23 protein-coding genes and 1 pseudogene are annotated in these 25,536 nt (G+C 39.9%); 9 read left to right on the forward strand and 15 right to left on the reverse strand.

The genetic code is table 11. The features are described 5' to 3' along the window. Positions 1-150 precede the first annotated feature (150 nt). Entirely contained in the window at positions 151-1,539 is a 1,389-nt protein-coding gene (radA, locus tag AAC147_RS15095; RefSeq protein WP_047678240.1) for a DNA repair protein RadA, read from the reverse strand. Between the two features lie 45 nt (positions 1,540-1,584). Further along, the gene (serB, locus tag AAC147_RS15100) at positions 1,585-2,562 is read right to left on the reverse strand and encodes a phosphoserine phosphatase (protein ID WP_047678246.1); all 978 of its coding nucleotides are present in this window, start codon (positions 2,560-2,562) and stop codon (positions 1,585-1,587) included. Between the two features lie 118 nt (positions 2,563-2,680). Here serB and AAC147_RS15105 point away from each other — a divergent pair, with 118 nt between their 5' ends. After that, complete coding sequence (locus AAC147_RS15105) at positions 2,681-3,337, forward strand: YtjB family periplasmic protein (protein ID WP_047678251.1); 657 nt, start codon at positions 2,681-2,683, stop codon at positions 3,335-3,337. A 55-nt stretch (positions 3,338-3,392) separates the two neighbouring features. Here AAC147_RS15105 and AAC147_RS15110 read toward each other — a convergent pair whose 3' ends face one another. The 5 genes from AAC147_RS15110 to metC all read right to left on the reverse strand — a co-directional run bounded on the left by AAC147_RS15110 (position 3,393) and on the right by metC (position 8,008). Continuing rightward, positions 3,393-3,587 (reverse strand): hypothetical protein, encoded by a 195-nt coding sequence (locus AAC147_RS15110; RefSeq protein ID WP_246432474.1) that lies wholly within the window; start codon positions 3,585-3,587, stop codon positions 3,393-3,395. Between the two features lie 356 nt (positions 3,588-3,943). Further along, positions 3,944-4,333: a DUF2007 domain-containing protein gene (locus tag AAC147_RS15115; RefSeq protein WP_047678257.1), complete on the reverse strand. Its 390-nt coding sequence runs from the start codon at positions 4,331-4,333 to the stop codon at positions 3,944-3,946. Positions 4,334-4,609: 276 nt separating this feature from the next. After that, the gene (gene dkgA, locus AAC147_RS15120) at positions 4,610-5,455 is read right to left on the reverse strand and encodes a 2,5-didehydrogluconate reductase DkgA (protein ID WP_047678263.1); all 846 of its coding nucleotides are present in this window, start codon (positions 5,453-5,455) and stop codon (positions 4,610-4,612) included. A gap of 391 nt (positions 5,456-5,846) precedes the next feature. Further along, positions 5,847-6,518 (reverse strand): DedA family protein, encoded by a 672-nt coding sequence (locus AAC147_RS15125; protein ID WP_047678266.1) that lies wholly within the window; start codon positions 6,516-6,518, stop codon positions 5,847-5,849. A 275-nt stretch (positions 6,519-6,793) separates the two neighbouring features. Then, entirely contained in the window at positions 6,794-8,008 is a 1,215-nt protein-coding gene (gene metC, locus AAC147_RS15130) for a cystathionine beta-lyase (protein WP_047678269.1), read from the reverse strand. 388 nt (positions 8,009-8,396) lie between these two features. Here metC and exbB point away from each other — a divergent pair, with 388 nt between their 5' ends. Beyond that, complete coding sequence (gene exbB / locus AAC147_RS15135) at positions 8,397-9,428, forward strand: tonB-system energizer ExbB (protein ID WP_047678271.1); 1,032 nt, start codon at positions 8,397-8,399, stop codon at positions 9,426-9,428. Between the two features lie 6 nt (positions 9,429-9,434). After that, entirely contained in the window at positions 9,435-9,860 is a 426-nt protein-coding gene (exbD, locus tag AAC147_RS15140; protein ID WP_047678274.1) for a TonB system transport protein ExbD, read from the forward strand. A 100-nt stretch (positions 9,861-9,960) separates the two neighbouring features. Here the strand turns inward: exbD and AAC147_RS15145 are convergent, their stop codons facing one another. From AAC147_RS15145 to AAC147_RS15170, 6 genes are all read right to left on the reverse strand, one after another. Next, positions 9,961-10,347, reverse strand: a complete 387-nt coding sequence (locus AAC147_RS15145; RefSeq protein WP_047678277.1) for a cytidine deaminase family protein — start codon at positions 10,345-10,347, stop codon at positions 9,961-9,963. A gap of 37 nt (positions 10,348-10,384) precedes the next feature. Next, positions 10,385-10,645, reverse strand: coding sequence for an HPr family phosphocarrier protein (locus AAC147_RS15150; RefSeq protein WP_047678280.1), 261 nt, complete (start codon positions 10,643-10,645; stop codon positions 10,385-10,387). Between the two features lie 20 nt (positions 10,646-10,665). Then, positions 10,666-12,105, reverse strand: a complete 1,440-nt coding sequence (locus AAC147_RS15155; protein WP_047678283.1) for a glycoside hydrolase family 1 protein — start codon at positions 12,103-12,105, stop codon at positions 10,666-10,668. After that, positions 12,092-12,454 (reverse strand): PTS lactose/cellobiose transporter subunit IIA, encoded by a 363-nt coding sequence (locus tag AAC147_RS15160; RefSeq protein ID WP_047678285.1) that lies wholly within the window; start codon positions 12,452-12,454, stop codon positions 12,092-12,094. Before AAC147_RS15160 ends, AAC147_RS15155 begins: the two co-directional genes overlap by 14 nt. Before the next feature lie 36 nt (positions 12,455-12,490). After that, positions 12,491-13,726: a PTS transporter subunit EIIC gene (locus AAC147_RS15165; RefSeq protein ID WP_047678287.1), complete on the reverse strand. Its 1,236-nt coding sequence runs from the start codon at positions 13,724-13,726 to the stop codon at positions 12,491-12,493. A 72-nt stretch (positions 13,727-13,798) separates the two neighbouring features. Continuing rightward, entirely contained in the window at positions 13,799-14,113 is a 315-nt protein-coding gene (locus tag AAC147_RS15170; RefSeq protein WP_047678289.1) for a PTS sugar transporter subunit IIB, read from the reverse strand. Between the two features lie 182 nt (positions 14,114-14,295). On the opposite strand from AAC147_RS15170, the gene AAC147_RS15175 reads away from it, so the two are divergent. Further along, on the forward strand, positions 14,296-16,218 hold the full coding sequence (locus AAC147_RS15175; RefSeq protein WP_047678291.1) for a BglG family transcription antiterminator: 1,923 nt from the start codon (positions 14,296-14,298) through the stop codon (positions 16,216-16,218). An 86-nt stretch (positions 16,219-16,304) separates the two neighbouring features. Here AAC147_RS15175 and AAC147_RS15180 read toward each other — a convergent pair whose 3' ends face one another. Then, positions 16,305-16,943 carry a TetR/AcrR family transcriptional regulator gene (locus AAC147_RS15180; RefSeq protein ID WP_047678293.1) on the reverse strand — a complete coding sequence of 213 codons (639 nt, stop codon included), beginning with the start codon at positions 16,941-16,943 and terminating at the stop codon, positions 16,305-16,307. A gap of 518 nt (positions 16,944-17,461) precedes the next feature. Between AAC147_RS15180 and AAC147_RS15185 the strand changes: the two genes are divergently transcribed. After that, positions 17,462-18,613 (forward strand): porin, encoded by a 1,152-nt coding sequence (locus AAC147_RS15185; RefSeq protein WP_047678295.1) that lies wholly within the window; start codon positions 17,462-17,464, stop codon positions 18,611-18,613. Positions 18,614-18,780: 167 nt separating this feature from the next. On the opposite strand, the gene rdgC is transcribed toward AAC147_RS15185, so the two are convergent. Further along, positions 18,781-19,692: a recombination-associated protein RdgC gene (rdgC, locus tag AAC147_RS15190; protein ID WP_047678297.1), complete on the reverse strand. Its 912-nt coding sequence runs from the start codon at positions 19,690-19,692 to the stop codon at positions 18,781-18,783. A gap of 278 nt (positions 19,693-19,970) precedes the next feature. Here rdgC and mak point away from each other — a divergent pair, with 278 nt between their 5' ends. The 4 genes and pseudogenes from mak to AAC147_RS15210 all read left to right on the forward strand — a co-directional run. Next, positions 19,971-20,879 carry a fructokinase gene (gene mak, locus AAC147_RS15195; protein WP_047678299.1) on the forward strand — a complete coding sequence of 303 codons (909 nt, stop codon included), beginning with the start codon at positions 19,971-19,973 and terminating at the stop codon, positions 20,877-20,879. A gap of 279 nt (positions 20,880-21,158) precedes the next feature. Then, positions 21,159-23,114, forward strand: coding sequence for a bifunctional 2',3'-cyclic-nucleotide 2'-phosphodiesterase/3'-nucleotidase (locus AAC147_RS15200; protein WP_047678301.1), 1,956 nt, complete (start codon positions 21,159-21,161; stop codon positions 23,112-23,114). A 159-nt stretch (positions 23,115-23,273) separates the two neighbouring features. Beyond that, on the forward strand, positions 23,274-24,908 hold the full coding sequence (locus AAC147_RS15205; protein WP_156115304.1) for an ABC transporter substrate-binding protein: 1,635 nt from the start codon (positions 23,274-23,276) through the stop codon (positions 24,906-24,908). Positions 24,909-24,968: 60 nt separating this feature from the next. Further along, positions 24,969-25,347, forward strand: a pseudogene (locus AAC147_RS15210) (ABC transporter substrate-binding protein); the annotation flags it as partial. Positions 25,348-25,536: the final 189 nt, after the last annotated feature.

Here is a 25,536-nt window from a genome sequence, read left to right on the forward strand (position 1 = left end):
TTGTTTAGTATACTAAACAACATAGCATGCTTACTGTGAAAGGTAAAAATAAAATTAGTCATAATTAAATTTTTAGCTAACTCCGGGAATTAGGTAATTAGACGATGATTAAATAAAAATTATATCGTCTGTTTCCTCATATATTCATGATTAGTCATCCAGTTCATCAAGAACAGATAGAGCATCTGTTAATTTTTTGACTCCAAAGACTTTCATTCCCGGTAATGCTTTTTTCGGCATATTAGCATAAGGCACAATTGCCCGTTTAAAACCGTGTTTAGCAGCTTCTGAAATACGCTCCTGACCACTGGGAACAGGGCGAATTTCCCCGGCCAGTCCAACCTCACCGAATACCACTAAATCACGGGACAAAGGGCGATCACGAAAGCTGGAAACCAAAGAGAGCAGTAATGCAAGGTCAGCGCTGGTTTCAGTGACTTTTACCCCACCGACTACATTAACGAAGACATCTTGATCTGCCATTTGCAAACCACCATGTTTGTGCAATATCGCTAATAAAATTGCCAGGCGGTTTTGCTCAAGCCCCACGGCTACCCGACGAGGATTAGACATCATGGAGTGATCAACCAAAGCCTGAATTTCCACCAGTAAAGGACGAGTGCCTTCCCAGACAATCATAACGGAGCTGCCTGAAGTGATCTCATCACCACGACTCAAGAAAATGGCGGAGGGATTATTCACTTCCCGCAATCCCTGTTCGGTCATAGCGAATACTCCTAATTCATTGACCGCACCGAAACGGTTTTTATGACTACGGAGAGTACGGAAACGAGAATCGGCTTCACCATCCAGCATCACCGAACAGTCTATACAGTGCTCTAATACCTTCGGACCAGCCAGAGAACCATCTTTTGTCACATGGCCAACCATGATGATCGCAACACCACGGGTTTTAGCAAATCGGGTTAGATAAGCCGCTGTTTCCCTGACTTGTGCCACACTGCCGGGTGAAGATTGGATATCAGCCATGTGCATAACCTGAATAGAGTCAATAACCATCAGCTTAGGTTGTTCCTGTTCGGCAATCAGACAAACCTGCTCAATGCTTGTTTCCGACAACATGTTCAGTTTATCCGTCGGCAAGCCTAGCCGATGTGCTCTCATTGCCACTTGCTGCAACGATTCTTCACCCGTTACATATAAGGTTTTCATCTGCTCAGATAGTTGACACATGGTTTGCAGTAACAGGGTACTTTTGCCTGCGCCCGGATTACCACCTATCAAAATGGCACTACCGGGTACGACTCCACCGCCGAGTACACGGTCAAACTCTTTAAACCCGGTAGAAAAACGAGGCAATTCTTCCAAACTGATTTCGGAAAGTTTTTGTACTTTACTGACTCCGGCATCTCCTGCATAACCGCTGAAACGATCATTGCGGGAAGAAGATGAAGTTGCGGCCAAACGCACTTCTGTAATGGTATTCCATGCCTGACATGCAGTGCATTGCCCCTGCCAACGGGGATAATCCGCCCCACACTCGTTACAGACAAATGCCCGTTTTGCTGCTTTTGCCACTGTATACTCCCTGATATAACTGCTCTGGGCAGCTAAAAAATGAATTTAACGCTCTTCGTGTTTTAAGCCGCCGCTCAAAATACACAAAACACCCATCAAATCCGCATGGCGAATACCCACTTTAGCGTGTGTATATACTTTGGGTTTCGCATGATAGGCAATACCCAGTCCTGCCTTGCGGATCATTTTCAAATCGTTAGCACCATCCCCGATTGCCACAGTTTGGCTAAGTGGAATATCCAACTCTTTTGCCAGCCGTAGCAACGTGGTCGCTTTATATTTTGCGTCAACAATTGGCCCTTTGATTTTGCCTGTCAACTTGCCATTTTTTATTTCGAGCTGATTGGCAACTGCGGCAAAAAGGCGCAATTGCTGGCGAAGATTATCGGCAAAGAAGGTAAAACCCCCGGATGCAATGGCGACATGCCAGTCCAGAGATTGTAGTTTGCGGACAAGGCTGGTTAAACCCGGCATAAGGGGGAGTGTATCCATAACTTGCTGTAATATAGCGGCATCAGCACCAGCCAGTTGGGCAACTCGCTGATGTAAGCTTTCTGAGAAATCTAATTCTCCCTGCATTGCCCGTTCTGTAATCTCAGCGACTTTGTCACCAACACCGGCCAGTCGTGCGATTTCATCAATACATTCAATCTGAATGGCGGTTGAGTCCATATCCATGACTAACAACCCTGGCGAACGCAAGCGTGGGATTTGTCCCAATGGAACAACATCCAGATGACATTCATCTGCTAAGCGTTTTATGCGTGGAGAAAGACTTCCTGCGATGCGAACAACTTGATAATCATCAATGCGCCATGAGGAAACGACAACGATAGCGGCTCCCAGACGATGCTGGAAATTACTAATGCGTTGTTTATCCAAATTGCGACCATATAGTAACCAACCACTGTCTCCTGCTCGGTAATCCAGTGGCATAACTTCATCCCCACTGAGGGATAACGGTAATCCCGGCCATTTATGGATTTCATCGGGTAAGTAACGATAGGCCAGATTGTTAGACATGAATATTGGCTCCTGTAATTCCATATAATTTTGGCAGGTAAAAAATGCTTTTCAAACTATCCTATCATTACTACATCTGGCAACATTGGAATGTTACGAGTTTGGGGGTGGGATAATTATGAGTAAAGCAAAACTGAAATTTCGACTGCACAAAACGGCAATTATTTTAATATGTATAGCACTGCTGGTATTGCTGATGCAGGGTGTTTCCTATTTTAGCCGTTCACAGCAACAAGCCCATATGGATCAGTTTGAAGATTTAGCGAATACGTTGGCAAAGCAGGTTGCATTCAGTCTGTCTGATTATATGGATAACGGCAGCAAAGATCTTAATAATAAGAAGATCATGGACAATCTGAACTATTTGACCAACAAAAGCCGCATTCTGGATGCCAGTGTTTATCTGGAAAATGGAACACAGGTCGCACGAAGTGGTGAACTTGTCTCTGTTCGTGAGCGGTTATCTTTGGATGGTAAAAAAGCAGGCAGTTATTTTAACCAACAAATTGTTGTTCCCATACCGGGCAAAAATAAACCCAAAGGTTTTCTCCGTTTGACGTTGGATACCCACAGATTAGCAACAGAAGCCAAGCAAGTAGATAACACGACTAATTTGCTCAGGGTTATGCTGCTGTTAGCATTGGCGATTGGGTTTATTCTTGCTCATAACTTGCTACAGCTTGCTCCTAGCCGTTGGCAGCAATCACCTTATTTGCTGACCGCTAATACTAAATCATCGGATGGCGAAAACAGAGTAGATAATTCCACCCGCTAGCCGGGTTGGATACTAAAACAGAAAACAATTCGGGGTGAAGGGCATGGTGCTGTTTTTAGTGATCATCGTAAAAATCCTTATCATCGTAATACAGCTTGAAGCAGATGGAATAGATCAGACAATGTAATAGTGCTGCTGCGATGGAGCCATAAAAAATGATGGCATGATGTGGAAGTGCCGAATGAACAAGAGGAGGATGCCCAAAACGGAAAACATACATATGAAAAGAAATCGCTAATATCGTTAGCATAATTCCGAAAACATTGTAATGGACATGGCTTGATAATAGGAACCGTTTTATTATAAAGAAAAAAGGAATCAACATTAATAGAGAAATTATTATGTAAGTCATTATCATTTACCCTGATACTATTTGAAATTTCACCATGAAAATATTTATGACGATTATCACTATAAATAACGTTTTCGCCGATCAGTTTATTCTTGCAGTTATTTAAAGTAATAAATCAAGAGTAGATCGTAATTTGTATATAGATAGTAAACATGGTTATTATTTATATTTCTTATAAGTTTGATTAGTTTTTTAATTATTGATGTGACAGCGAATTATACAGAGGTGTTTTATATTTCATTCTGTTTTAATAACTAGTCATTAAATTTTAATGGTAAGGCAATACCAATTATCAAAAATAATAATATAACCAAAAACGAATTTACTAATACAGAAAGTGGCTGTTTTGATGGTGTTGAAAAAGGCGTTTCAAAGTCAGGTTTTTTTTCATCTAATAAATATTTTTTATCGTCAATCTTAGAAAGTATTTCTTCAGCGCGTTTACGGTCAGAACGATGTACCAGTAGCTTTACTCCGCCAAATGCGTGGGAATACATATAATTATTCCATACCAGGCCTTCATCGATTATTCTTGCGTGGATACCCTCAGCTAACATTCTGCCAAGGATAATATTAGCCTCTATAGGTGACATAAAATTAGCTAAAAACTGCAAATATCCTCTTTGCGGAGATATGTTCCACATAAGCACCTCTCAATCATCTTTTTTATCAATTAGATACATTATTAATTAAATAACCAATTCTACTGAGTATAGTTAAAGTATAATTTAACATTCGGATACAAACACTAACTTAATACAAATAGATTTCAAACCACAGTTTAAGAAACGAAAATCTATCACAAAAAGTCATGAATAAAAAACTTTTCATTTAAACTGCCTGAACTCTGTAGGGAGCAGAATTCAGGCATGATTTTTCAGTTTATTGTATTGGATTCTCATTAAGATTTTATATGAGTTCTATCCTAAATTGAGCACAGTCAGATTATAAGTATCGGGATTGGGGCCGAGACGTTTACCTATATCCAACCTAGCGATGGTAGCCAGATCTTCTTTCTCTAATTTGAAATCAAAAACGGCAAAATTTTCTTTAATACGGTGAGGTGTTACTGATTTGGGAATAACAATCATGCCAGAATCAAGATGCCAGCGAATAACAATTTGAGCCGGTGTTTTTTCATATTTAACAGCCAGATTTTCAATTATGGGGTGGTCAAAAACACCTTTTCCACCGTGAGACAATGGGCTCCAGGATTCAGTTGTAATATGGTGGGTGGCATTCCATGAATGAAGCTGTCGCTGTTGCATCAGTGGATGCAGTTCGATTTGATTGATTACAGGTGAGACGCCTGTTTCTGATATTAGTTTCTGTAAATGTTCAATGTGAAAATTACATACACCAATACTGCGCACCAGTCCCGACTCTTTCAACTCAATGAATTGCTTCCATGTTTCAACATACTTATCTTGCTGGGGAACGGGCCAGTGAATTAGGAAGAGATCGACGTAATCCAGTTTTAGCCTATCCAGACTTTCTTGTAATGCAATTTGTGCATCCTGATGGCGATCATTCCACAGTTTGGTTGTGATAAAAATCTCTTCACGTGGAATATTGCTTTCTTGTAATGCTTTCCCTACGCCTTTTTCATTGTGATAAATTGCCGCAGTATCAATAGAACGATAGCCTACTTCCAATGCGGTGTGGATAGCGTTAACAACCTGCTCATTACTCGCTTGCCAAACCCCAAGCCCTAATTGTGGCATGAGGTTCCCGTCAACGAGTTTAATTATTGTCTGCTGACCCATTTTTACCTCCTTCAGATTTGGCATATCAGATGGACGCTTCGTAACTTCGCTTACTGGCAGCAAGCGTAATATCCTGGTGTTCACCTAACACAATCAAACCTTGCTGTTTTAGTTTTCTGAGCATACTCGGTATTGGACTGCCATCAAGTTGAAATTCCGAATACGTTCAGCATATTGCAGGAGTTTTTCATGTTTAGCATCCCATTTTTCTTACAGAAACAGTAACAGAGTCCACTCTATTCAAGGTTACTTAATTTTTCTGTCAGAATTCAGATCATTGACAATCATGATACCTGTCGGAGCGGACTCTAATTGTTTTACTTTTAGGATTGATAGGTTAATAACCAGAGAAAACAAAGGGTTTTGAAATAGCGATGAATACCCAATATATTCATTTACGTTTTCTTGATGACGCTTTTTTGTGTCGCCAATACATCAATAGAGATGCGGTAAGACCGCTGATCAAGAGAATGACAGGCAAGATCATCAAAATATTCATGACCAAATCCTGATGCGCTTTGACGAAAGGGATTTGATTCAAGATATAGCCAAAACTCACGATTATGATGACCCATAAAAAGCCACTTAACCAATTAAAAAATTGAAAGCGTTTATTATTCAGTCCAGAAATACCGGCAAAAGTTGGCAGGAGAGTACGGACAAAGGCGAGAAACCGCCCGATGAGCAACGCCGCCAAACCATGTTTGGCAAATAAAATATTGGCACGTTGGCGGTACTGTAGAGGAAGTTGGGCCAACCAGTTCTTGACGATACGGGTATGACCTAACCAACGTCCTTGCAAATAACCTAACCAGCACCCGATACTTGCTGCAATAGTTAATAAAATGATGGTCGGAAAGAACTCCATAACACCTTTAGCGATTAACGCACCAGCAAGAACCAGAAGAGTATCGCCGGGCAAAAATGCGGCGGGTAACAAACCGTTTTCTAACACCAGCGTGACAAAGATAACACCATAAATAATCCAGATGACATCGGGATTGGCGAGTTGGGTAAAATCATGCTGCCAAAGTGCATGCACGATCCCGCTTAACGTTTCCATTATTTATCCTGTAATTTCTGCACGATACCTTTACACAACAGTTTTTGCGCGATTGTTTCTGAACAACATTCTGAACAACAACAATAAAGTATCAAATAAACACATGTGTCCCAGTGTACCGCAAAATTGCTGGGGGGAGTTGATTTGATCTGGCATGAAGAGAATCAATTGAAGATAAGGAAAGAAAACAGTGGCCATCTGTAGTGGGAAGATAGCCATTCAGGGGCACGATCATTATGTATTAAGTTATTTATGTTAACGCCAAGTAACTTATGCTAACGCACGGCAATGCGGGTAAAAGCGGCATCCAAGTCAGCAATCAGATCCTGGGGATTTTCGAGTCCGATATGTACACGTATTAACGTTCTTTCTTTTTTGGGGAAATGATAATGTTCGGGAAAATGATAGTGGCGTAAAGTCGCGAGTGATTCAGGTGATATACCCAAAATTAATGATTCAAATCCTCCCCAGGAAAACGCCATTTTAAAATGTTGGAAATTATCAAGATAATCAGAAAGTTGAGTGGGGCTCAGATTAATATTCAGGAGGAAAGAGAACAGCCCGCTGGAGCCAGTGAAGTCACGTTGAAAATAGTGATGTCCGGGACAAGAAGGTAGAGCGGGGTGATAAACCTCAGCGACTTCAGGCCGTTGGGATAGCCACTTAGCAATTTCGAGGCTGCTTTCTTCATGTTGTTTTAAGCGGACAGCTAGCGTATGTAATCCACGGGTTGCGGAATAAACCGTATCGGGGTCGGCAATTTGTCCCATCAGGTAAGAATTTTCCCGCAATTGATCCCAACAGCGCTTATTGGCGACAGCCGTACCCAACATGCCATCCGAATGGCCGATGATATATTTTGTGGCGGATTGAATAGAAATATCGACGCCAAAATCCAATGCCTTGAAGAGAATACCGGCAGCCCATGTATTATCGATCATAATGACAATTTCAGGATTAACCTGCCGGACAGCCTGCACGATAGCGGGGACATCCTGAACTTCCATCGTGAGGGAGCCGGGGGATTCCAGAAAGATAACCTTGGTATTTGGTTGAATGAGCGTGGCAATCTCTTTTCCGATCATTGGGTCAAAATAATCGGTGGAAATATTCAGCTTTTTCAGAACGTGATTGCAAAACTCTTGCGTCGGTTCATAGGCTGTCCCTGTGACTAAAATATGGTCGCCTGTTTCTACAAATGACAGAATGCTGTTGGTAATAGCGGCTGTACCGGATGGATACAGTGCACACCCCACGCCGCTTTCCAGTTCTGCCATTGCTTCCTGGAAAGCAAAATGCGTCAATGTGCCACGACGCCCATAGAATAGTTCACCGTTAGCACGATGTTTTATGGCGTGTCTCAAATCTTCAACCGTTTTGAAAATGACGGATGAAGTTCGTTGGATAATGGGGTTGACAGCATTAAGCGTGAATTTATGCTTTCTTCCGGCATCAACCAGTCTGGTCTCCAGTTTCTTTTCTTCTGTCATATGATTTCCCCCTCAATTAACGTTGATTACTCAAATATCATTGCAAGTTAAAAGATTTGTCCCGTTTTTTACAAAGAGATTCTTGCAACTTGACGAAAATTCAAGGTGATCGGTGATAGTGAAAAAGAGGATTGTGGTGAAATCGCCTCTTTTCATGACCACTTTTTTATTAAATAGTAATGATAATTACTATCAAATCGCTCAATGTCTGATATCATTTGAAATGGACTTTTCCCCCACGTGATGAAAAGCATGAAATAGGGCTAAACGGAACCTTATCAGGTGGAAAAGCGAGCTATGGCTCAGGATATATTAGGATTAGCAAGATGAGTAAATGCGATTCATTGCTAAGTAACAGAATCTATAAAAAAGAGAGTAAGGCTAACTGATGCGTAATTTGACAGCTTCTATTCTATTGGCACTCGGATTAACAGGTTCAGCGTGGGCTAATACCGCACCAGCTAATACCGCACTAATAACAGCGGCTGCTGCGCCAGAAAATCAGGCTGCCACTCAGGTAGCGGCCCCGGCAACACCAGTATCTTCCACGGCTCCGCAAGCAGGAGAGACGAAGGCAGATCCACAGCAAGGCGAAGCTCAGAAAACGGACACGTCAGCGTCGGCTGAACAGCAAACAGTAACTACCGAAGTGACTGAAATAACAGAAGCAGACGCAGCGCAATCAATTGCTGTGGAAGATTCTGAAAACTTGTCCAGCGGTTTTGCAACGGATCTTTCCGTTTGGGGTATGTATCAGAATGCGGATGTTGTGGTAAAAAGCGTCATGGTAGGTTTGGTGATTGCTTCTATTATTACATGGGCACTTTTCTTCTCCAAAGGAAGCGAATTATTAATGGCTCGTCGTCGGTTACGCAGAGAGCAACTGGCATTAGCTGACGTTGCTAATCTGGATGCAGCCGTGAAAATTGCCGCTGATTTCGGTAAGAATAGTATCAGCCGCCTGTTATTGAACGAAGCACAGTCTGAACGCAACTTATCTGCTGAAAGTACTGACAAAGATGGAACCAAAGAGCGCACCTCATTCCGCATGGAGCGTGCTGTTGCGGCAATCAGCCGTCATCTGGGACGTGGGAACGGTTATCTGGCGACTATCGGCGCGATTTCACCGTTTGTCGGCCTGTTTGGTACAGTCTGGGGGATCATGAACAGCTTCATTGGTATCGCGCATTCACAAACTACTAACCTGGCGGTTGTTGCTCCGGGTATTGCAGAAGCACTCTTGGCGACAGCATTGGGTTTGGTCGCTGCAATTCCGGCGGTAGTTATCTATAACGTTTTTGCCCGCGTAATTTCATCATATCGTGGACAAGTAGGTGATATGGCGGCACAGGCAATTCTGTTGCTTGGGCGTGATCTTGATTTGGCTGACAGAAAAACTGAACAAGCAGAAGCAAGGTAATCAATTATGGCAATACGTCTTAATGAAAATTTGGACGATAACGGTGAATTACACGAGATTAACGTCACGCCATTTATTGATGTGATGTTGGTACTGTTGATCATCTTTATGGTAGCAGCACCACTGGCAACAGTTGATATCAAAGTCGATTTACCTGCATCGTCAGCCAAACCACAACCGCGACCGGAAAAACCGGTCTTTCTGACAGTGAAAGCAGATCTCCAGTTATACGTGGGCGATCAATTGGTTGAGCGTGACACGCTGTCTTCGGTACTGGATCAAACAACCCAATCCAATAAGGAAACCACGATTTTCTTCCAGGCGGATAAGACCGTGGATTATGAAACGTTAATGAGCGTGATGGATTCTTTGCGCAAGGCTGGCTATCTGAAAGTGGGTCTGGTCGGAATGGAAGCGGTAGAGGCTAAATAACGTTTTCAGTGGTTAACTTACCTGAATAATAGAAACTGCCCGAATGATTAAATCGGGCAGTTTTTCTATTAGGCTAGACACAAAATAATAATAAAATACCCTACAGGTTTTTCCAGTCAAACGGCAGTAATTCGCCAAGTGGCAAAACCAATTCTTGATTCACTTTAACCTCGGCGTGGATATTTTCTCTATTGATCTGACTGATAAACTCCCGACAGCGGCCACAGGGTGGAATGATAGTTCCATATTTATTAACTGCGATAATTTTAATAATTTGAGTTTCTCCATGTTTTATCATATCTGCAATGGCACCATGTTCTGCACAAAATCCCATTGAACAGGCTGTATCAATATTCATACCGGTATAAATATGCCCGGATTCACACTGAATAACCGCAGCTACATGACCATATTTAATATATTTATTTAATTGTGTCGGGGAAATAAGTTGATGTGCGATATTTTCCATTTCGTCAAAAGAGATCATAAGATATCTCCAATAGGCAACCTATAAGATATAGAACTTACTCTTTAATATTACGAATAAGATCAACAACTGATTGAGCCATTTCCTCTTCATTTTCTCCTTCAACTCGAATAGTGACTTCCATGCCACTTTTTATTCCCATTGACATAATTTTGAACATGCTTTTTAAATTGGCACTTTTATCTCCCCTGATAATTTCTATCGAGCCATTGTAAGTTTTGGCTAAATTACAAAGTTGGGCAGAAGGCCGGGTATGCAGCCCCGAAGGGGCTGTGACTACAACGGAATATTCGATCATAAATTTACCTAAAAGGAAAATCAGGATTCAGTTAATGAACCACCACGTGTCTGAATAACTTTCTGATACCAATAAAACGAATTTTTCTTATAACGGCCGAGGTCTTTTAGATCGTCATCAGTGCGATTAACATAAACAAAGCCATACCGTTTTTTGTAACCATTGCTGGTAGAAAGAAGGTCAATAAAGCTCCACGGATTATAAGAGAGAACCACAACACCCGAATCCATCGCCCGTTTTATAGCCTGAAGATGTTTTTCCAGATAATCAATGCGGTAACTGTCATTAATGGTGCCATCAGATTCCAGTACATCATCAGCACCGAAACCATTTTCCGTGATCATCAATGGCTTCTGATAACGGGTATATAAATCGCGTAACAGATATTCAAGCCCAAGCGGGTCAATCGCCCAATCCCAGTCTGTGGTATCAAGTTGTGGGTTTTTATGGATCTGATAGTAATTGGGTTGGATCTCATAGCCGTCAATTTGTCCTTTGATACCTGTTGGATTAAAACCATCCATTCGTCTCTGAGCATTTGCTGGCGCTGCGGCAGCAGTATGGCTGCAATAATAATTGAGGGCCAGAAAATCAGAATAGCCCTCTCTGATTAATTCCATATCGCCGTCTTCGATATTGGGGGCCAGCCCATAATTTTTCAGGTAATTCAATGCGGATTGGTTATATTGTCCTTTCAGATAGATATCGGTGAAATAGTAATTGCGTAGATCATTGGCATTTTGGGCCGCCAAATTATCTTCCGGTTTGCTGGTCAGCGGGTAAATAGCGGAATATCCCAATGCTGCACCGACCTGACCATCAGGCACCCATTGATGAACTAACTTACAGGCAATCGCGTGAGCCAGATTCATATGGTGATTTATCTGATACTTAATCTGCTCATTATGGAGATATTGCTCAGGGATAAAACACTTTTTCGTCCAGAATTGTACGATAATACTTTGTTCATTGATGGTCAGCCAATATTTGACTTTCCCGCTATATTCTTTGATGACAAATTCAGCATAATAGGCAAAATCATTCACACTTTGTCTATCGATCCAACCATGATATTTTTCCACCAATGCCATAGGCATATCATAATGATAAAGTGTTGGGATTGGCGTAATACCGTTTTCCAATAGTTCATCGATAAGATTGTGATAAAATTGCACGCCCTTATCATTAGGCTTACCGATCCCGTCAGGGAAAATGCGCGACCATGCGATGGAGAAACGATAGGCTTTCAAACCTAGCTCTTTCATTAATGCAACATCTTCTTTATAGCGGTGATAATGGTCACTGGTAATATGAGTATCAGCTAATCCAGGGTTATTATTGAGAATATCTTGTTGTGATAATTTCTTGCCATATTCTTCCGCTGCTCCTTCAACCTGATAGGCACTGGTTGCAGCTCCCCAAAGAAAACTTTCAGGAAACAGAGTGTTATTTTTCATCATGCTGTTTTTCTCCTTTATTGTTGTTCGTCGTGTGAAGGTATTTATATAAACTAATAATTTCTTCTCTCAGAATTAACTCACTGCGTATCGCCATCAATGTATCCTGAGCATGAATAAACAATAGACTTAAATTAAAGCTATCTCCCTGAGTCTCTTTCTGAATAACTTCAGTCTGTGTCTGATGGGCAGATAACATCATTTTGCGTGCTTTTTCCATATATAAATGCGCATTGTTAAAATCACCATCACGGGCATATTTTATGGCTTTTTCACTTTTTTCTCTGGCATTACCTGCATCGAGAATTATTTCCATAGAAATAGGAATTAAAATATTTTCCTCACTGTTCATTGTTTATTTTCCTTCTAATGGAGTTAGATATATAACTTATGCTGCATTGGTGCCCTCTTCCTCAATCCGTTTTTTCTCATACACTTTAAAGAAGGGATACCAGGTAATCAGGAATACGGCCATTAGTACGGCGTAACAGATGACAGCCCGCCAGTCTTCCGTAATCATGACACTGGAGAACGGAGCAGGTATTTGACCGACCTGAATCATTTTGGCGGGAATATTCAGCCAGTCTGAACGCATGAATACCCAGACGATAATGGGACTGGTGATTGCGTTAATCCACATGGGAAGCATTAACAGTGGGTTGAGGACAATCGGTGTACCAAATACCAGCGGTTCGTTGATATTGAAGAAAGAAGGCCCTATGCAGATATAGCCCGTGGCTTTAAGCTCCCTGGATTTAGAAAACAGCATTAAAAGATTCAATGCGAGAGTGGCGCCGGTTCCTCCCATTGTAATCAAAGCCGCTGTATACATGGTCTCATAGGTCACAATATTGGTAGGGGACTGCCCTGCTGCCACCAGAGTAATATTGGTGCTGATACCAAGCATAAAGATAGGCATTTGCAGGCCGGTAAATGTCCAGACTGAAATTCCCATCGACATTGCAATAGCAGGGATTAATGCCATGAGTATGAATCCCGGCAATGTTTGCCCGAATGCAGCAATAGGAGAAAAGAGAGAAAGTAGCCGGGAGAAGACATCAACTTCAAAGGTGAAAACCAATAATGTTCCTGCTCCGATGGAAATCAGAATCGGGATAATGGCATGTATCCAACCGACAACAAAATCAGGTAGGGAGCTCTCTTTCAATAAACCCATTTTGGTATATAGATGAAAGAGATAGGAAACAAATAAACCCGTGACAATACCCAATAAAATGCCTGCGGGGCCGAATCGTTCAAAACTGACAATCATGTTGCCGTCAGCAAACTCCGGTTTAATGAACATCATATAGACACAAATGGAAGTCAGCCCGGCAATTAGGGTATAGCGAAAATGATGAAGTTTTTCCATCATCTGATTAGCTATCATAAACGCGGTAATTAAACCGAGCATACCAAAAGAGTATTCGGCGATCCGGCCAAGATTGGGCAAAAAAGGAAGATAAGCACGAAATACATTATAAAAAAATATAAGTGATCCCGCTAAGATAAAAGGAATATTTTTCTGCATGGAGCCAGAAATAGCAGCTACCCACGGTCGCTTAGTAAAATTTTGCATCGCGGGTGCAAATGAATCAGATAACCACGACATAAATGCTTTCATTTTGCATCTCTCTTTATTATTGTCTTTGTCTATTCTGAGTAAGTGAAATCCCTGGTGTTGTAAAGAGTAAAATTAATGATTTAATGTGTTTATGGCTAATTCCAGTAATGCTTCTCCGTCTAATTTTCCATAAATATTTTGGGGTACGACAAGCACAGGAATATTGTAAATATCAGCATGTTTTTGGAACTCATCTTTTTGCGAAGCATAATGAGGGCCAAGAAACAGGATATCGATAACTGAAAAGTATTCTGCTACCTCGCTTTCACTTCTGGCTTCGACGGTAACTGATACACCTTTTTGTCTGGCGGCATTTCTGGTTTTTGTTGCTAACATTCCACTGGAAATGCCTGCTCCACAACACAACATAATAAAAATATTTTTCATATGAATTCCTTATTATTTTGCTGCTAATTGATTTTTGTTTTTTGACATATAAACTACTATCTTGAATTTTGATTTTATATTCAATTATGTGTTTTCACTTTAAGAGGGCAAAATTATATTTTTCTAAATCGATCATCTCAGTAAATTTAAGGTGTTATTTATTCATTTAACAGGGGGTTATAATGCTAAGACCTAAGCAGAAAGAATTATTGGACTATTTACTGAATAAAAATACCCCGACGTTGGCAATAAAATTATCTCAGATCTTAAACGTCTCCATTAGAACGGTGAAAAATTATGTAGCGGAAATTAATGAATCCTATGGCGAGAAAATTATTCTTTCTGGTCGAACAGGATATTCGTTATCACCTGATAAAAATATAAAATTACACCAACAACCCAATGGTCAGCCGAAAACTTACCAGGAAAGGGCCTGTTTTTTGATTAAGTCCATTCTGTTATTTAAGAAAAGTAATAATATTTATGATCTCAGTGCTGATTTGTATGTCAGTGACTCAACGTTAAAATCATTGATATATAAAATGAATAGTTCATTTGAAAAATTTAATGTCAGATTTTTATGCAGGAATAATCATATTGAAATTTTGGGGGCAGAACAAAAAATAAGAGAATTGATTTACTATACTATTATCGAACAAACAGATTATCGTTTCAATGAATTAAAAACATTGGAAACCATATTTGGCACTCAACAGATAGAAATGGTATCCAATCTTATTAAGGGAATATTTTATAAATGGGGCTATTCTGTTTATGATTTCTCTTATACCAATCTTGTTTTGCATTTTCTAATACTGATAAATCGGTTAAAGCATGATAAGTGTTTAGATACTCAGCTAACTTTTTTCGGGAATAATAAATTACACTCTATAACTAATGAGTTATGTGATAATCTGCAACATAAATTTAATGTTTCAATATCAGAAAATGAAAGGAATGCCTGTTATACTTTGTTGAAAGTCAACATCAGTTCTAACCATACTAAAAATAGTGAATCAATTGATTTAGTGGATGCAAGTTTATACCAATTTACAAAAAAAATTACTGAATCTGTACAGGAACACTATCTGATTGATTTTGGAACAGATGATTTTGTCTCATTATTTTCTCTGCATATATCAGGGCTGAAAACACGATTGGAATATAATATTTATACTAAAAACCCTATGCTGGAGGTAATAAAAAAGGAGTGTCGCATAATTTTTGATATCGCTGTTTTTATCTCTTTACAATTAAATGAATTTTTAGGTAAGAAACTAAATGAAGATGAGATTTCTTTTATTGCCCTGCATGTTGGTGCTGAATTTGAACGGCAAAAAAATCATGATAATAAAGTACGGGCAGTGCTTTTATGCCCCGGCTATCGGGGAATTGAGAATAAAATCCATCATCAATTATTGTGTGATTTTGGTAATGAAATAAGTGTGATTAAGAGGATTTCGCAGCCTTTTGAATTGCAGACTCTGGAATTCGAATTATTGATTACAACAATAAATCTTCCTGCCAGCCATAATTATGAAACAGTGTGTATTTCTCCTTTCCAATTACGGAATAAGCGCACACAGTTGATTAGAAAAATTGATATTGCTAATGCAAACCGGAAGAAGAGGACGCTACAACGTAATTTTGATCTATTTTTTGAACAAGGTCTGTTTTGGTTTGAACCTGGCTTTCAGCACAGAGATGCACTTATTGATGATCTTTGTCAGACAATGTTTGCCAAAGGCTATGTTGAATCTGATTTTGCCAGATATGTTTATCAGCGTGAAAGTGCTTCCTCAACGGCTTTTGGCATTCTGGCATTACCTCATTCAGTAAAGATGGATGCGATAAAAACGGGTGTTGCTGTTGTTATCAGTCCAAAAGGGATACGTTGGGGGAAAGATGAACGTGTGCATGTTATTTTTTTAATAGCAATAAACAGAATAGATAAGGTATGTTTTGCAGAGTGTTATGATGCGTTATTAGATATCTTTAGCCATGATAAGATTATTAATCAACTGCATAAAATAACTTGTTTTGAACGCTTTCGGCAGATGTTGATCGGAGCAAATAAATATCAAGTTATAGATGATAATGCTTAAAATTTGATTGTCTATTGTAAATAAAAATAAGGCGATGAGTGATTATCATGAACTCAACGCCTTATGTATTGATGTGAGAAAAATTCTTATTTCTCAGGTAATCCAGACTTAAGTAAATTTATTATTGCTGTAATTCGGTGGGAAATATCAGTTTCTGGTAAAGGTGGTGTTTGCCCCAGTACCATTTGTCTGAGCGGCTCTGCAATCACCATAGAGATAGCCAACTCACTGAATATTTTATAATTAAATTCTTTTAATAATCCTTGTTTATATTGCTGTTCTAGCCAATTTGCTAAAATAATTTTGTTTTTTTCAATACCGCCTTGTTGATATTTTTCTAAGAAGGTATCCCGATGAGGAAAATCAGACTGTAATAATTTAAATAATCCGACTGCATCTTTAGATAAGGATTTTTCAGCGATCCCCATCAAATAATTCCCTAATGAAATTATAACTTGTTGGTAATTATTGGCATCTTTAGTCAGAGGAAGGACTGTGTTATCTGTCCACTTTAATATAACTTGTTCAATCAAATCTTCTCTATTTTTAACGAAACGGTAGAGTGTCTTTTTGGCGATTTTTGCTTTTTGGGCAATAACATCCATGGTGGCTGTGCTATAGCCCTGATTTAACAGTAGAGAAAGAGTAATATCATGGATTTTCTCACGTATTTCTTGTTCGGGAATTGACGGGCGACCTCGTGGGCGTGGATGATTTTCTGCCATTTTAGCACCTTATAAGTTGTCGATATTTAATGTACCGCATTGGCTTTATTCCATTAAAAGGAAGAAATGTTTACTTGAAATAAATGGAAATTTATCAATTTCCACCAAATACAGAACTTACAGTCACTTGTCAATATTTACAATAAATAATTGTCACATCATCTATGGTAATTAGCAGTGAAAAATGCTGCTTAGAACACTTCTTTTATTTTTCATCAACTCTCTTATTATTTATAACTTACTGTTTTTAATAACTAATAAACATAATTGATGTTATTCAATTATTGAAAATATGCTTACTATGTGATCTGTCTCACAGGGCAGCACTTTTGGTTAAATTTTGTTAGCAAAACGTTAATTTGGATCTTAGTATCGCTATTGTTGGTTACAAAATTAACCGTAAAGTAACAAAAGTTGCTAAATGTTAATCCGCCTAACTATTTCTTAGAAATGTATTTCCTGTCGGTGGAAAAGGTAGGTGACAAAAGGTAATAACAACACTAGTGAGGACCATAATAATGATAAAACACAACGTAATAGCAATGGCGATTCCGGTTTTCCTTATCGCTGGGGCTGCAAATGCGGCCGAAGTTTATAATAAGGATGGTAATAAAATTGATTTATATGGAAAAGCTGAAGCTCAACACTATTTTGCTAAGTCAAAAAGCAAAGAAGCGGGTGATAACTCCAGCGGGCGTATCGGTGTGAGAGGAACAACCCAACTTACAGACACAATTTCAGGATTCGGGCGCTGGGAATTTAATCTGGGTGCCAACAGCACTGAAGTTGAAAGCAGCAAATTTGCAAGAACACGTCTGGCTTTTGTCGGCCTTAAACTGGGTCATTATGGCTCTCTTGATTATGGTCGTAACTTCGGCGTGGTATATGATGTCAACACGTTTACAGATATGCTTCCCGTTTTTGGTGGCGACAGCATGGCTGCAACTGATAATTTTATGATGGGGCGTTCGACAGGGTTATTAACTTATCGTAATACTGACTTTTTTGGCCTGGTGAACGGGTGGAATTTTGCCCTGCAATATCAGGCCAAAAATGATGGTGGCACTAAAAATGCCCGCGATGATGTTATGCGGCAGAATGGTGATGGTTTTGGCCTTTCCAGCTCTTACGATTTTGGTAATGGTGTGACTGTTGCAGCTTCTTATGGCAATTCTAATCGTACTCAGGCACAAAAACAGGGCACGGAATCAGCTAAGGTACTGGCGAAAGGCAACAAAGCCGAAGCATGGTTGGTATCAGCTAAGTACGATAGAAATAATGTCTATCTGGCAGCGATGTATGGTCAGGCTCGTAATTTGACCCGATTCGGCAGCGCTGTAGATAATCATGTGATGTTTGCGAATAAAACGGAAAACATTGAGTTAACGGCGCAATATCTGTTTGATTTTGGCTTGCGTCCGTCTATTGGTTATGTCTATTCCAGAGGCAAAGACTTAGGCAACGATTTGGGCGAGAACAATTTATTGAGAACCAAAGGATCTGAAGATCTGGTGAAGTATATCTCTATCGGCGCGTCTTATAATTTTAATAAAAATATGGGTACTTATGCTGAATACAAGATCAACTTGCTGAAAAATAATGACTTTACTAAAACAACTAAGATTAAAACAGATAATGTCATGGGTGTTGGCGTCATATACCGTTTTTAATTGTGTGCAGTAACATTTTTGTAAAGTAACGATTTGTGTAAAGTAATAACAGCCACAACAACGGCCTCAATGGAAATACCATTGAGGCCGTATTCTTTTTATATCTTGTTTATATCAAACCACAGTGTTGTTAGTTGCTTTTTGAAATCTATTAGGTAGATAAGAAATTATCTTTCAGCCTCACCACCTAGCGCATCAATGGTATTCTTTATCAGTGCACTTAATTCACCAGTCATCAGCGTGAAATCCGCATCGAATCGTTGAGCAACATCTTCGCGATCAATATCATCATTTTGTTCACGCAATGTTTCACTGAATTTAATACGTTTGTAAGAGCCATCATCTGACAACATGAATTGAATACGCTCTTCCCAGTCCAGTGCCAGTTTGGTGACATATTTCCCAGACTCAATGTGTGCCGCGATTTCGTCAGACACTAACTCTTGTTTCTTGCAGCGAATAACCCCGCCTTCTTCCAGAATAGCTTTTAATTCAGCTTCATCCATCAGAGCATAACCGGCAGGCAAATTACCCGAACGTACCCACTCAGTTAATGTCAGCTCAATGGGATCTTTGAACGTCAAGGGAACAACAGGCAATGAGCCAAGTGTTTTTCTTAATAACGCCAGATTATCTTCGGCACGTTTAGCACTGGCTGAATCAACAATAATCAGATTGTTAACGGTATCTATCCAGATATAAGTCTGGCTGAAACGGCTAAATGCTCTTGGTAATAAGGTGTGGATCACTTCGTCTTTCAGTGAATCTTTCTCGGTTTTTTTCAGTTTCCGATGTTGTTCTCCTTCCAGACGGGCGATTTTGGTTTGTAGTTCCTGTTTAATGACCGGAGAAGGCAGCATTTTTTCTTCCTTGCGTGCACAAATCAAGATCTGATTACCGGCAGCATGAGTTAATGCTTCACCATGAGCGCCCATTGGTGGAACCCAACCCGTTTTCATCATGTCCTGACTGCCGCATGGGGTGAATGCCAATGGGCTTAATTGTTTTTCCAGTTCATCCGCAGAAAGTGAAATTTCTCGGTTTAAACGGTAAATTATTAAATTTTTGAACCATAACATGCGGTTACCCCATATTTGTGCATTATGACAAATGTTATATGAAACGTTATTTGAAAAGCATAGTTGCGCATGATAACGAATCATGCGGCGAAGCCCTAGAACTTCATCTATTTCCTTTCTGGAATTTCATTCATTATCTAAAACGCCCATTTCCTAAAACAAAGTGACGTTATAGTTCTTGATTGTTAGTGCTGCTCAGGCAATGATCTTACGACAACACGATTCAATAGCCTGAAAAAAATTCGGCTGACGGTAAACCACAGAGAAAAAGGTAAGCTATGCGTATAGGTATTGATCTTGGTGGAACCAAGATTGAAGTGATCGCATTGGGTGATCAGGGTGAAGAACTGTTTCGGAAACGGGTGGATACTCCCCGCAATGACTATCAGCAAACACTGGCCGCCATTGCTGGTTTGATAGCGGATGCGGAACAGGCAACCGGGCAGAAAGGTACAATAGGAATTGGCATTCCGGGAGCGATTTCACCTTTTACCGGAAAAGTGAAAAATGCTAATTCGGTCTGGCTGAACGGTCAGGTTTTGGACAAAGACATTTCCGCTTTTCTGGGGCGTGAAGTACGGGTTGCCAATGATGCAAACTGTCTGGCTGTCTCGGAAGCGACTGATGGTGCAGCAGCAGGTATGCCAATGGTGTTTGCCGTTATTATCGGGACTGGCTGTGGTTCAGGTCTGGCATTTGATGGCAAGGTACATGCAGGTGGTAATGGTCTGGCTGGAGAGTGGGGGCATAACCCATTACCGTGGATGGATGACGAAGATCGGGCATATCAGGAAGAAGTTCGTTGTTTCTGCGGTAAACCAGGCTGTACCGAAATGTTTGTATCGGGAACCGGTTTTATGAAGGATTATTTCCGCTTGAGTGGCGTGCACAAAAAAGGCCATGAAATTATGGAGGCTGTAGCTCAGGGAGATAAAATTGCGGAACTGGCTATTCAGCGTTATGAAAGGCGTCTGGCACGGGCATTAGCACAGGTTGTTAACTTACTTGATCCTGATGTCATTGTGCTTGGCGGCGGTATGAGTAATGTTGATCGTCTTTATCAGACCTTGCCGGATTTAGTGAGTGAGTGGGTCTTTGGTGGCGAGTGTGCAACACCGATTAGAAAAGCGCTGCATGGTGATTCCAGTGGAGTGCGTGGTGCGGCGTGGCTGTGGCCTAATAAATAACGATACCCTCTATTTTTGCCTTTCATTTTTTGAATAAAAATGAAGGGCATATCTATCTGTAACCCGATTTAAGTTGTAACCTGATTTAAGTTAATTTTCTGATTTTGTGAACGAATTCTGTTTCTATGTTACGGGTAATAACAGAAATAAAAGAACAATCAGTACAATAACATTCGTCTGTTTGTTGAAGCGGCATATGATGATGCCCGCAGCGACAATCCAGTTTACAGAGATAAGAAACAAACCATTCTGGAAACTTTATCTATAGAGGGAGATAACATGTTGAAATATGGCTTGAGGATTTCAACGTTGGCGATGTTGGTGGCATTTAATGTCAATGCGGCAACCGTTGATTTACGGGTTATGGAAACATCGGATGTTCACAGTAACCTGATTGATTTCGATTATTTTAAGGATAAACCGACTGAGCAGTTTGGTCTGGTTCGTACTGCGGGTTTAATTAAAGCAGCCAAAGCTGAAGCTACTAACGTAATTCTGGTTGATAATGGTGACCTGATTCAGGGAAACCCAATGGCAGATTACATCGTGGCAAAAGGACTCAAACACGGTGAAGTCCATCCGGCCCACCAACTGATGAACACAATGGATTATACCGTAGGTAACTTCGGTAACCATGAATTTAACTTTGGTCTGGATTATCTGAAACAGGTGATAGCAGGGGCTAAGTTCCCTTACATTAACGCCAATATTATGGATGCCAAGACTGGCAAAAACTACTTCACACCTTATATTATCGTTGATACCCCTGTTAAAGATCGTGAAGACAGAGAGCATATAATTAAGATCGGTTATATCGGTTTTGTTCCACCGCAGATCAGTATTTGGGATAAAACCAATCTGGATGGCAAAATCGTTGTCAACGATATCACTGAGACGGCAAAAAAATTCGTACCTGAAATGAAGAAAGCGGGTGCTGATCTGATTATTGCTATTCCGCATTCCGGCTTCTCTCAAGAGCCTTATAAAGCGATGGCAGAAAACTCTATTTATTATTTGAGTGAAGTTCCCGGTATTAATGCCATTATGTTCGGCCATGCACACGGGGTTTTCCCAAGCGAGGAGTATAAGGGTATTAAAGGTGTTGATGTTGCTAATGGCACAGTCAATGGTATTCCTGCCGTAATGCCGGGCCAGTGGGGAGACCATTTGGGGGTTGTTGATATGGTTATCAACAATAGCAGCGGTGAATGGAAAGTGGAATCTGCTAAAGCTGAAGCGCGTCCTATCTATGATAAAACGCATAAGAAAGCACTGGTTGAAAGTGATAACAAACTGGCCGCGATTATTGAAGAAGCCAATCAGGGAACCCGTGATTTCGTTGGCAAATTCATTGGTAAAGCCTCTGCCAATATGTACAGTTATCTTGCTCTGATCCAGAGTGATCCAACGGTTCAGATCGTTAACGATGCTCAAGTTGATTATACCAAGCGTTTTATTCAGGGTGATCCTGATCTGGCAGATCTGCCCGTTCTGGGGGCTGCTGCACCATTCAAGGTGGGTGGACGTAAAAATGCACCGGCTGAGTTTGTGGAAGTAGAAAAAGGTGACCTGACATTCCGTAACGCGGCTGATTTGTATCTCTACCCGAACACGTTGGTTGTGGTGAAAGCGAGTGGGGCTGATGTTGTGGAGTGGCTGGAATGTTCAGTCGGCATGTATAACCAGATAGATCCTAACTCCACCAAACCACAAGATTTATTGAACTGGAAGGGTTTCCGAACTTATAACTTTGATACCATCAGTGGTGTCAATTATAAGATAGATCTGACTCAGCCAGCGAAATACGACACAGATTGCCAATTGATCGACAAAGATGCGAACCGTATTAAGGACGTTACTTATCAGGGTAAGCTTATTGATCCAAAAGCAACATTCCTGATAGCCACCAATAACTACCGAGGTTACGGTGGTAAATTTGCAGGAACAGGTGAAGGCCATATTGCATTCGCGTCACCGGATGAAAACCGCTCTATTCTGGCTGCCTACATTTCCAGAATGACCAAAGAGAAAGGTGTGGTATCAACACTGGCGGAAAATAACTGGTCATTCCTGCCAATCAAGACAGACAAGAAACTGGATGTCCGCTTTGAAACTTCTTCATCAGAAAAGGCCGTGAAGTTTATTAAAGAACAGGCTCAATATCCGGTGAAATACCTGAAAAATGATGATGTTGGGTTTGCCATTTATCAAATTGATCTGACTGATAAAAAATAAATCTTAACTTTATTGATGCCTGTTCGACGGAGCAGGCAACATCAATTATGTAAGAATATTACAAGTAAGAGTAATATTTTTAAGTAGTTAATAATAAAGATGGTAATTATAAATATGACAGTAACTTAATAATAAAAAACAGTTATGGAGAGCACTAATATGCAAAAAATGATGGCAAAGCTAATAAAAAATAAAACATCTAAAGTATTAACCTGCTCGATAGGAATGATACTGGGCAGTGTCAGTTTGGCTCAGGCTGCTGTTATCCCTCCCGGTACAGAGTTGGCAGAGAAACAGGAAATTGTGCGCAATAACGGCTCATTTCCTGCTTCTCTGGATGTGCATAAAGTAGAAAGTAATACTGAGTTAGATATTATCCATGATTTTTTTGATGGTTTGGTTTATACCGATAGAAAAGGGAATATCGAACCGAGATTGGCAGAACGTTGGGAAACGGCTGATAACCAGATATGGATTTTCCATTTAAGAAAAGGGATGAAATGGTCTGACGGTACGCCAATTACTGCCCATGATGTGGTATTCAGTTGGCGGCGTCTACTTGATCCAACTATGGGTTCCCCTTATAGCAGCTATCTTGCAACGGCTCATGTAATAAATGCAAATGATGTATTACTTGGTAAGAAAAAAGTAGAAGAGCTTGGTGTAAAAGCACTGGATGATTTTACATTGGAAGTGAAATTGGATAAGCCTGTTGCTTATTTATTACAGATGCTAACCCACCCGATTCTGGTTCCCATCAGCGAAAAAGTGGTCAAAAAATATGGTGATAAATGGACACAACCAGAGAATTTTGTTGGTAGTGGAGCTTTTAAACTTTCAGCGTGGCGGGTAAATGAAAAAGTCGTTGGTGTCAGGAATCCTCAATATTGGGATGATAAAAATACAGTCATTAATAAAGTGACTTATCTTGCAATCGTATCAGAAAAAGCAGATCTGAACCGTTATCTCGCAGGGGAAGTCGATATAACTAAAACGATTGAATTAGACTCTTTTACATCATTAAAAAAAGAGTTTAGTGATCAAATGCATATTATTCCTATGTTATCTACTTATTATTATGTTTTTAATACTAAGAAACCACCATTTAATGATATCAGAGTCAGACAGGCATTAAGTTTAGCTATTGATAGAGATATTATTGCGAATAAGGTTTTAGGGCAAGGGCAATTGCCTGCATATGATATTATTCCGCCTAATATTGGCGGGTTAAGTTTAACACTACCTGAATATGCTTCCTGGACACAAGAACAACGGATAAAAAAAGCCAGGGAGTTATTAAATGAGGCTGGTTTTAATAAAGATAATCCACTGAAATTTAATCTGCTTTATAATACAAGAGAAACCCACAAAAAAATAGCTATTGCAGTAACTTCAATGTGGAAAAAAAATCTTGGTGTTCAAGCCGCTTTGCAAAATCAAGAATGGAAAGTCATGCTGGACAATATGCATCAAAATAAATTTGATGTAGTCAGATATGCATGGATAGCAGATTATAATAGTCCGATGTCATTTCTGGATACGTTTCTGACAGGAAGTAGTCAAAATATTCCTCTCTATGAAAATAGTGATTTCGATCAACTGGTAATTAAAGCTGGTGAAACTAATGATGTTATGTATTATCAAAAGGCGATAGATATTTTAACCAATGATACTCCTGCTATTCCTGTCTACTATTATGTCAGTAATAAGTTGGTAAAACCTTATGTCGGTGGATTTTATGTTACCCCAATGGATTATATTTCGACGAAAGATCTTTATATAATAAAACATTAGAAAAAATTCAGAGCCTGTACCGACAGGCTCTGATTATATGAATGCAAGCTCTCTTTTGTTATTGCAGTAATAGTTGCAAATTCCTCATTATCTTATGCTGCTGTTTGTTCCTCAAGGGATAAAATTGGCGGCTAAACAAGAAATTGTACGTAATAATTTAGCAGAACCTGCTTCACTGGATACGCATAAAGTTTCCAGTAATGTGGAGTTTGATATTATTCATGATTTTTTCGATGGTTTAGTTTATACCGACAGGCAAGGCAATATCGAACTGAGATTAGCTGAAAGTTGGGAAGCCGATGATAATAAAACATGGGTTTTCCATTTAAGAAAAGGCATTAAATGGTCTGATGGTACACCAATTACCGCCCAAGATTTCGTATTCAGTTGGCGGTGTTTGGTTGAGCCTGATATTGGTTCACCTTATAGTAGCGATCTTATTATTAAAGATTCTCCCGTTATTCCCACTTATTATTATGTTAGTGCGAGAATGGTGAAGCCTTATGCAGGCGGTTTTTATGTTAATTCGTTAGGATATATATCCACTAAAGACCTTTATGTTATTGAGAATTAAAAGAATAAAAAATTATCCTTGATAGGATTCAAGCTACATCTGATGAAGTTGTAG

The sequence above is a fragment of the Xenorhabdus sp. NBAII XenSa04 genome, assembly GCF_963866145.1.
GTDB lineage: Bacteria > Pseudomonadota > Gammaproteobacteria > Enterobacterales > Enterobacteriaceae > Xenorhabdus > Xenorhabdus indica.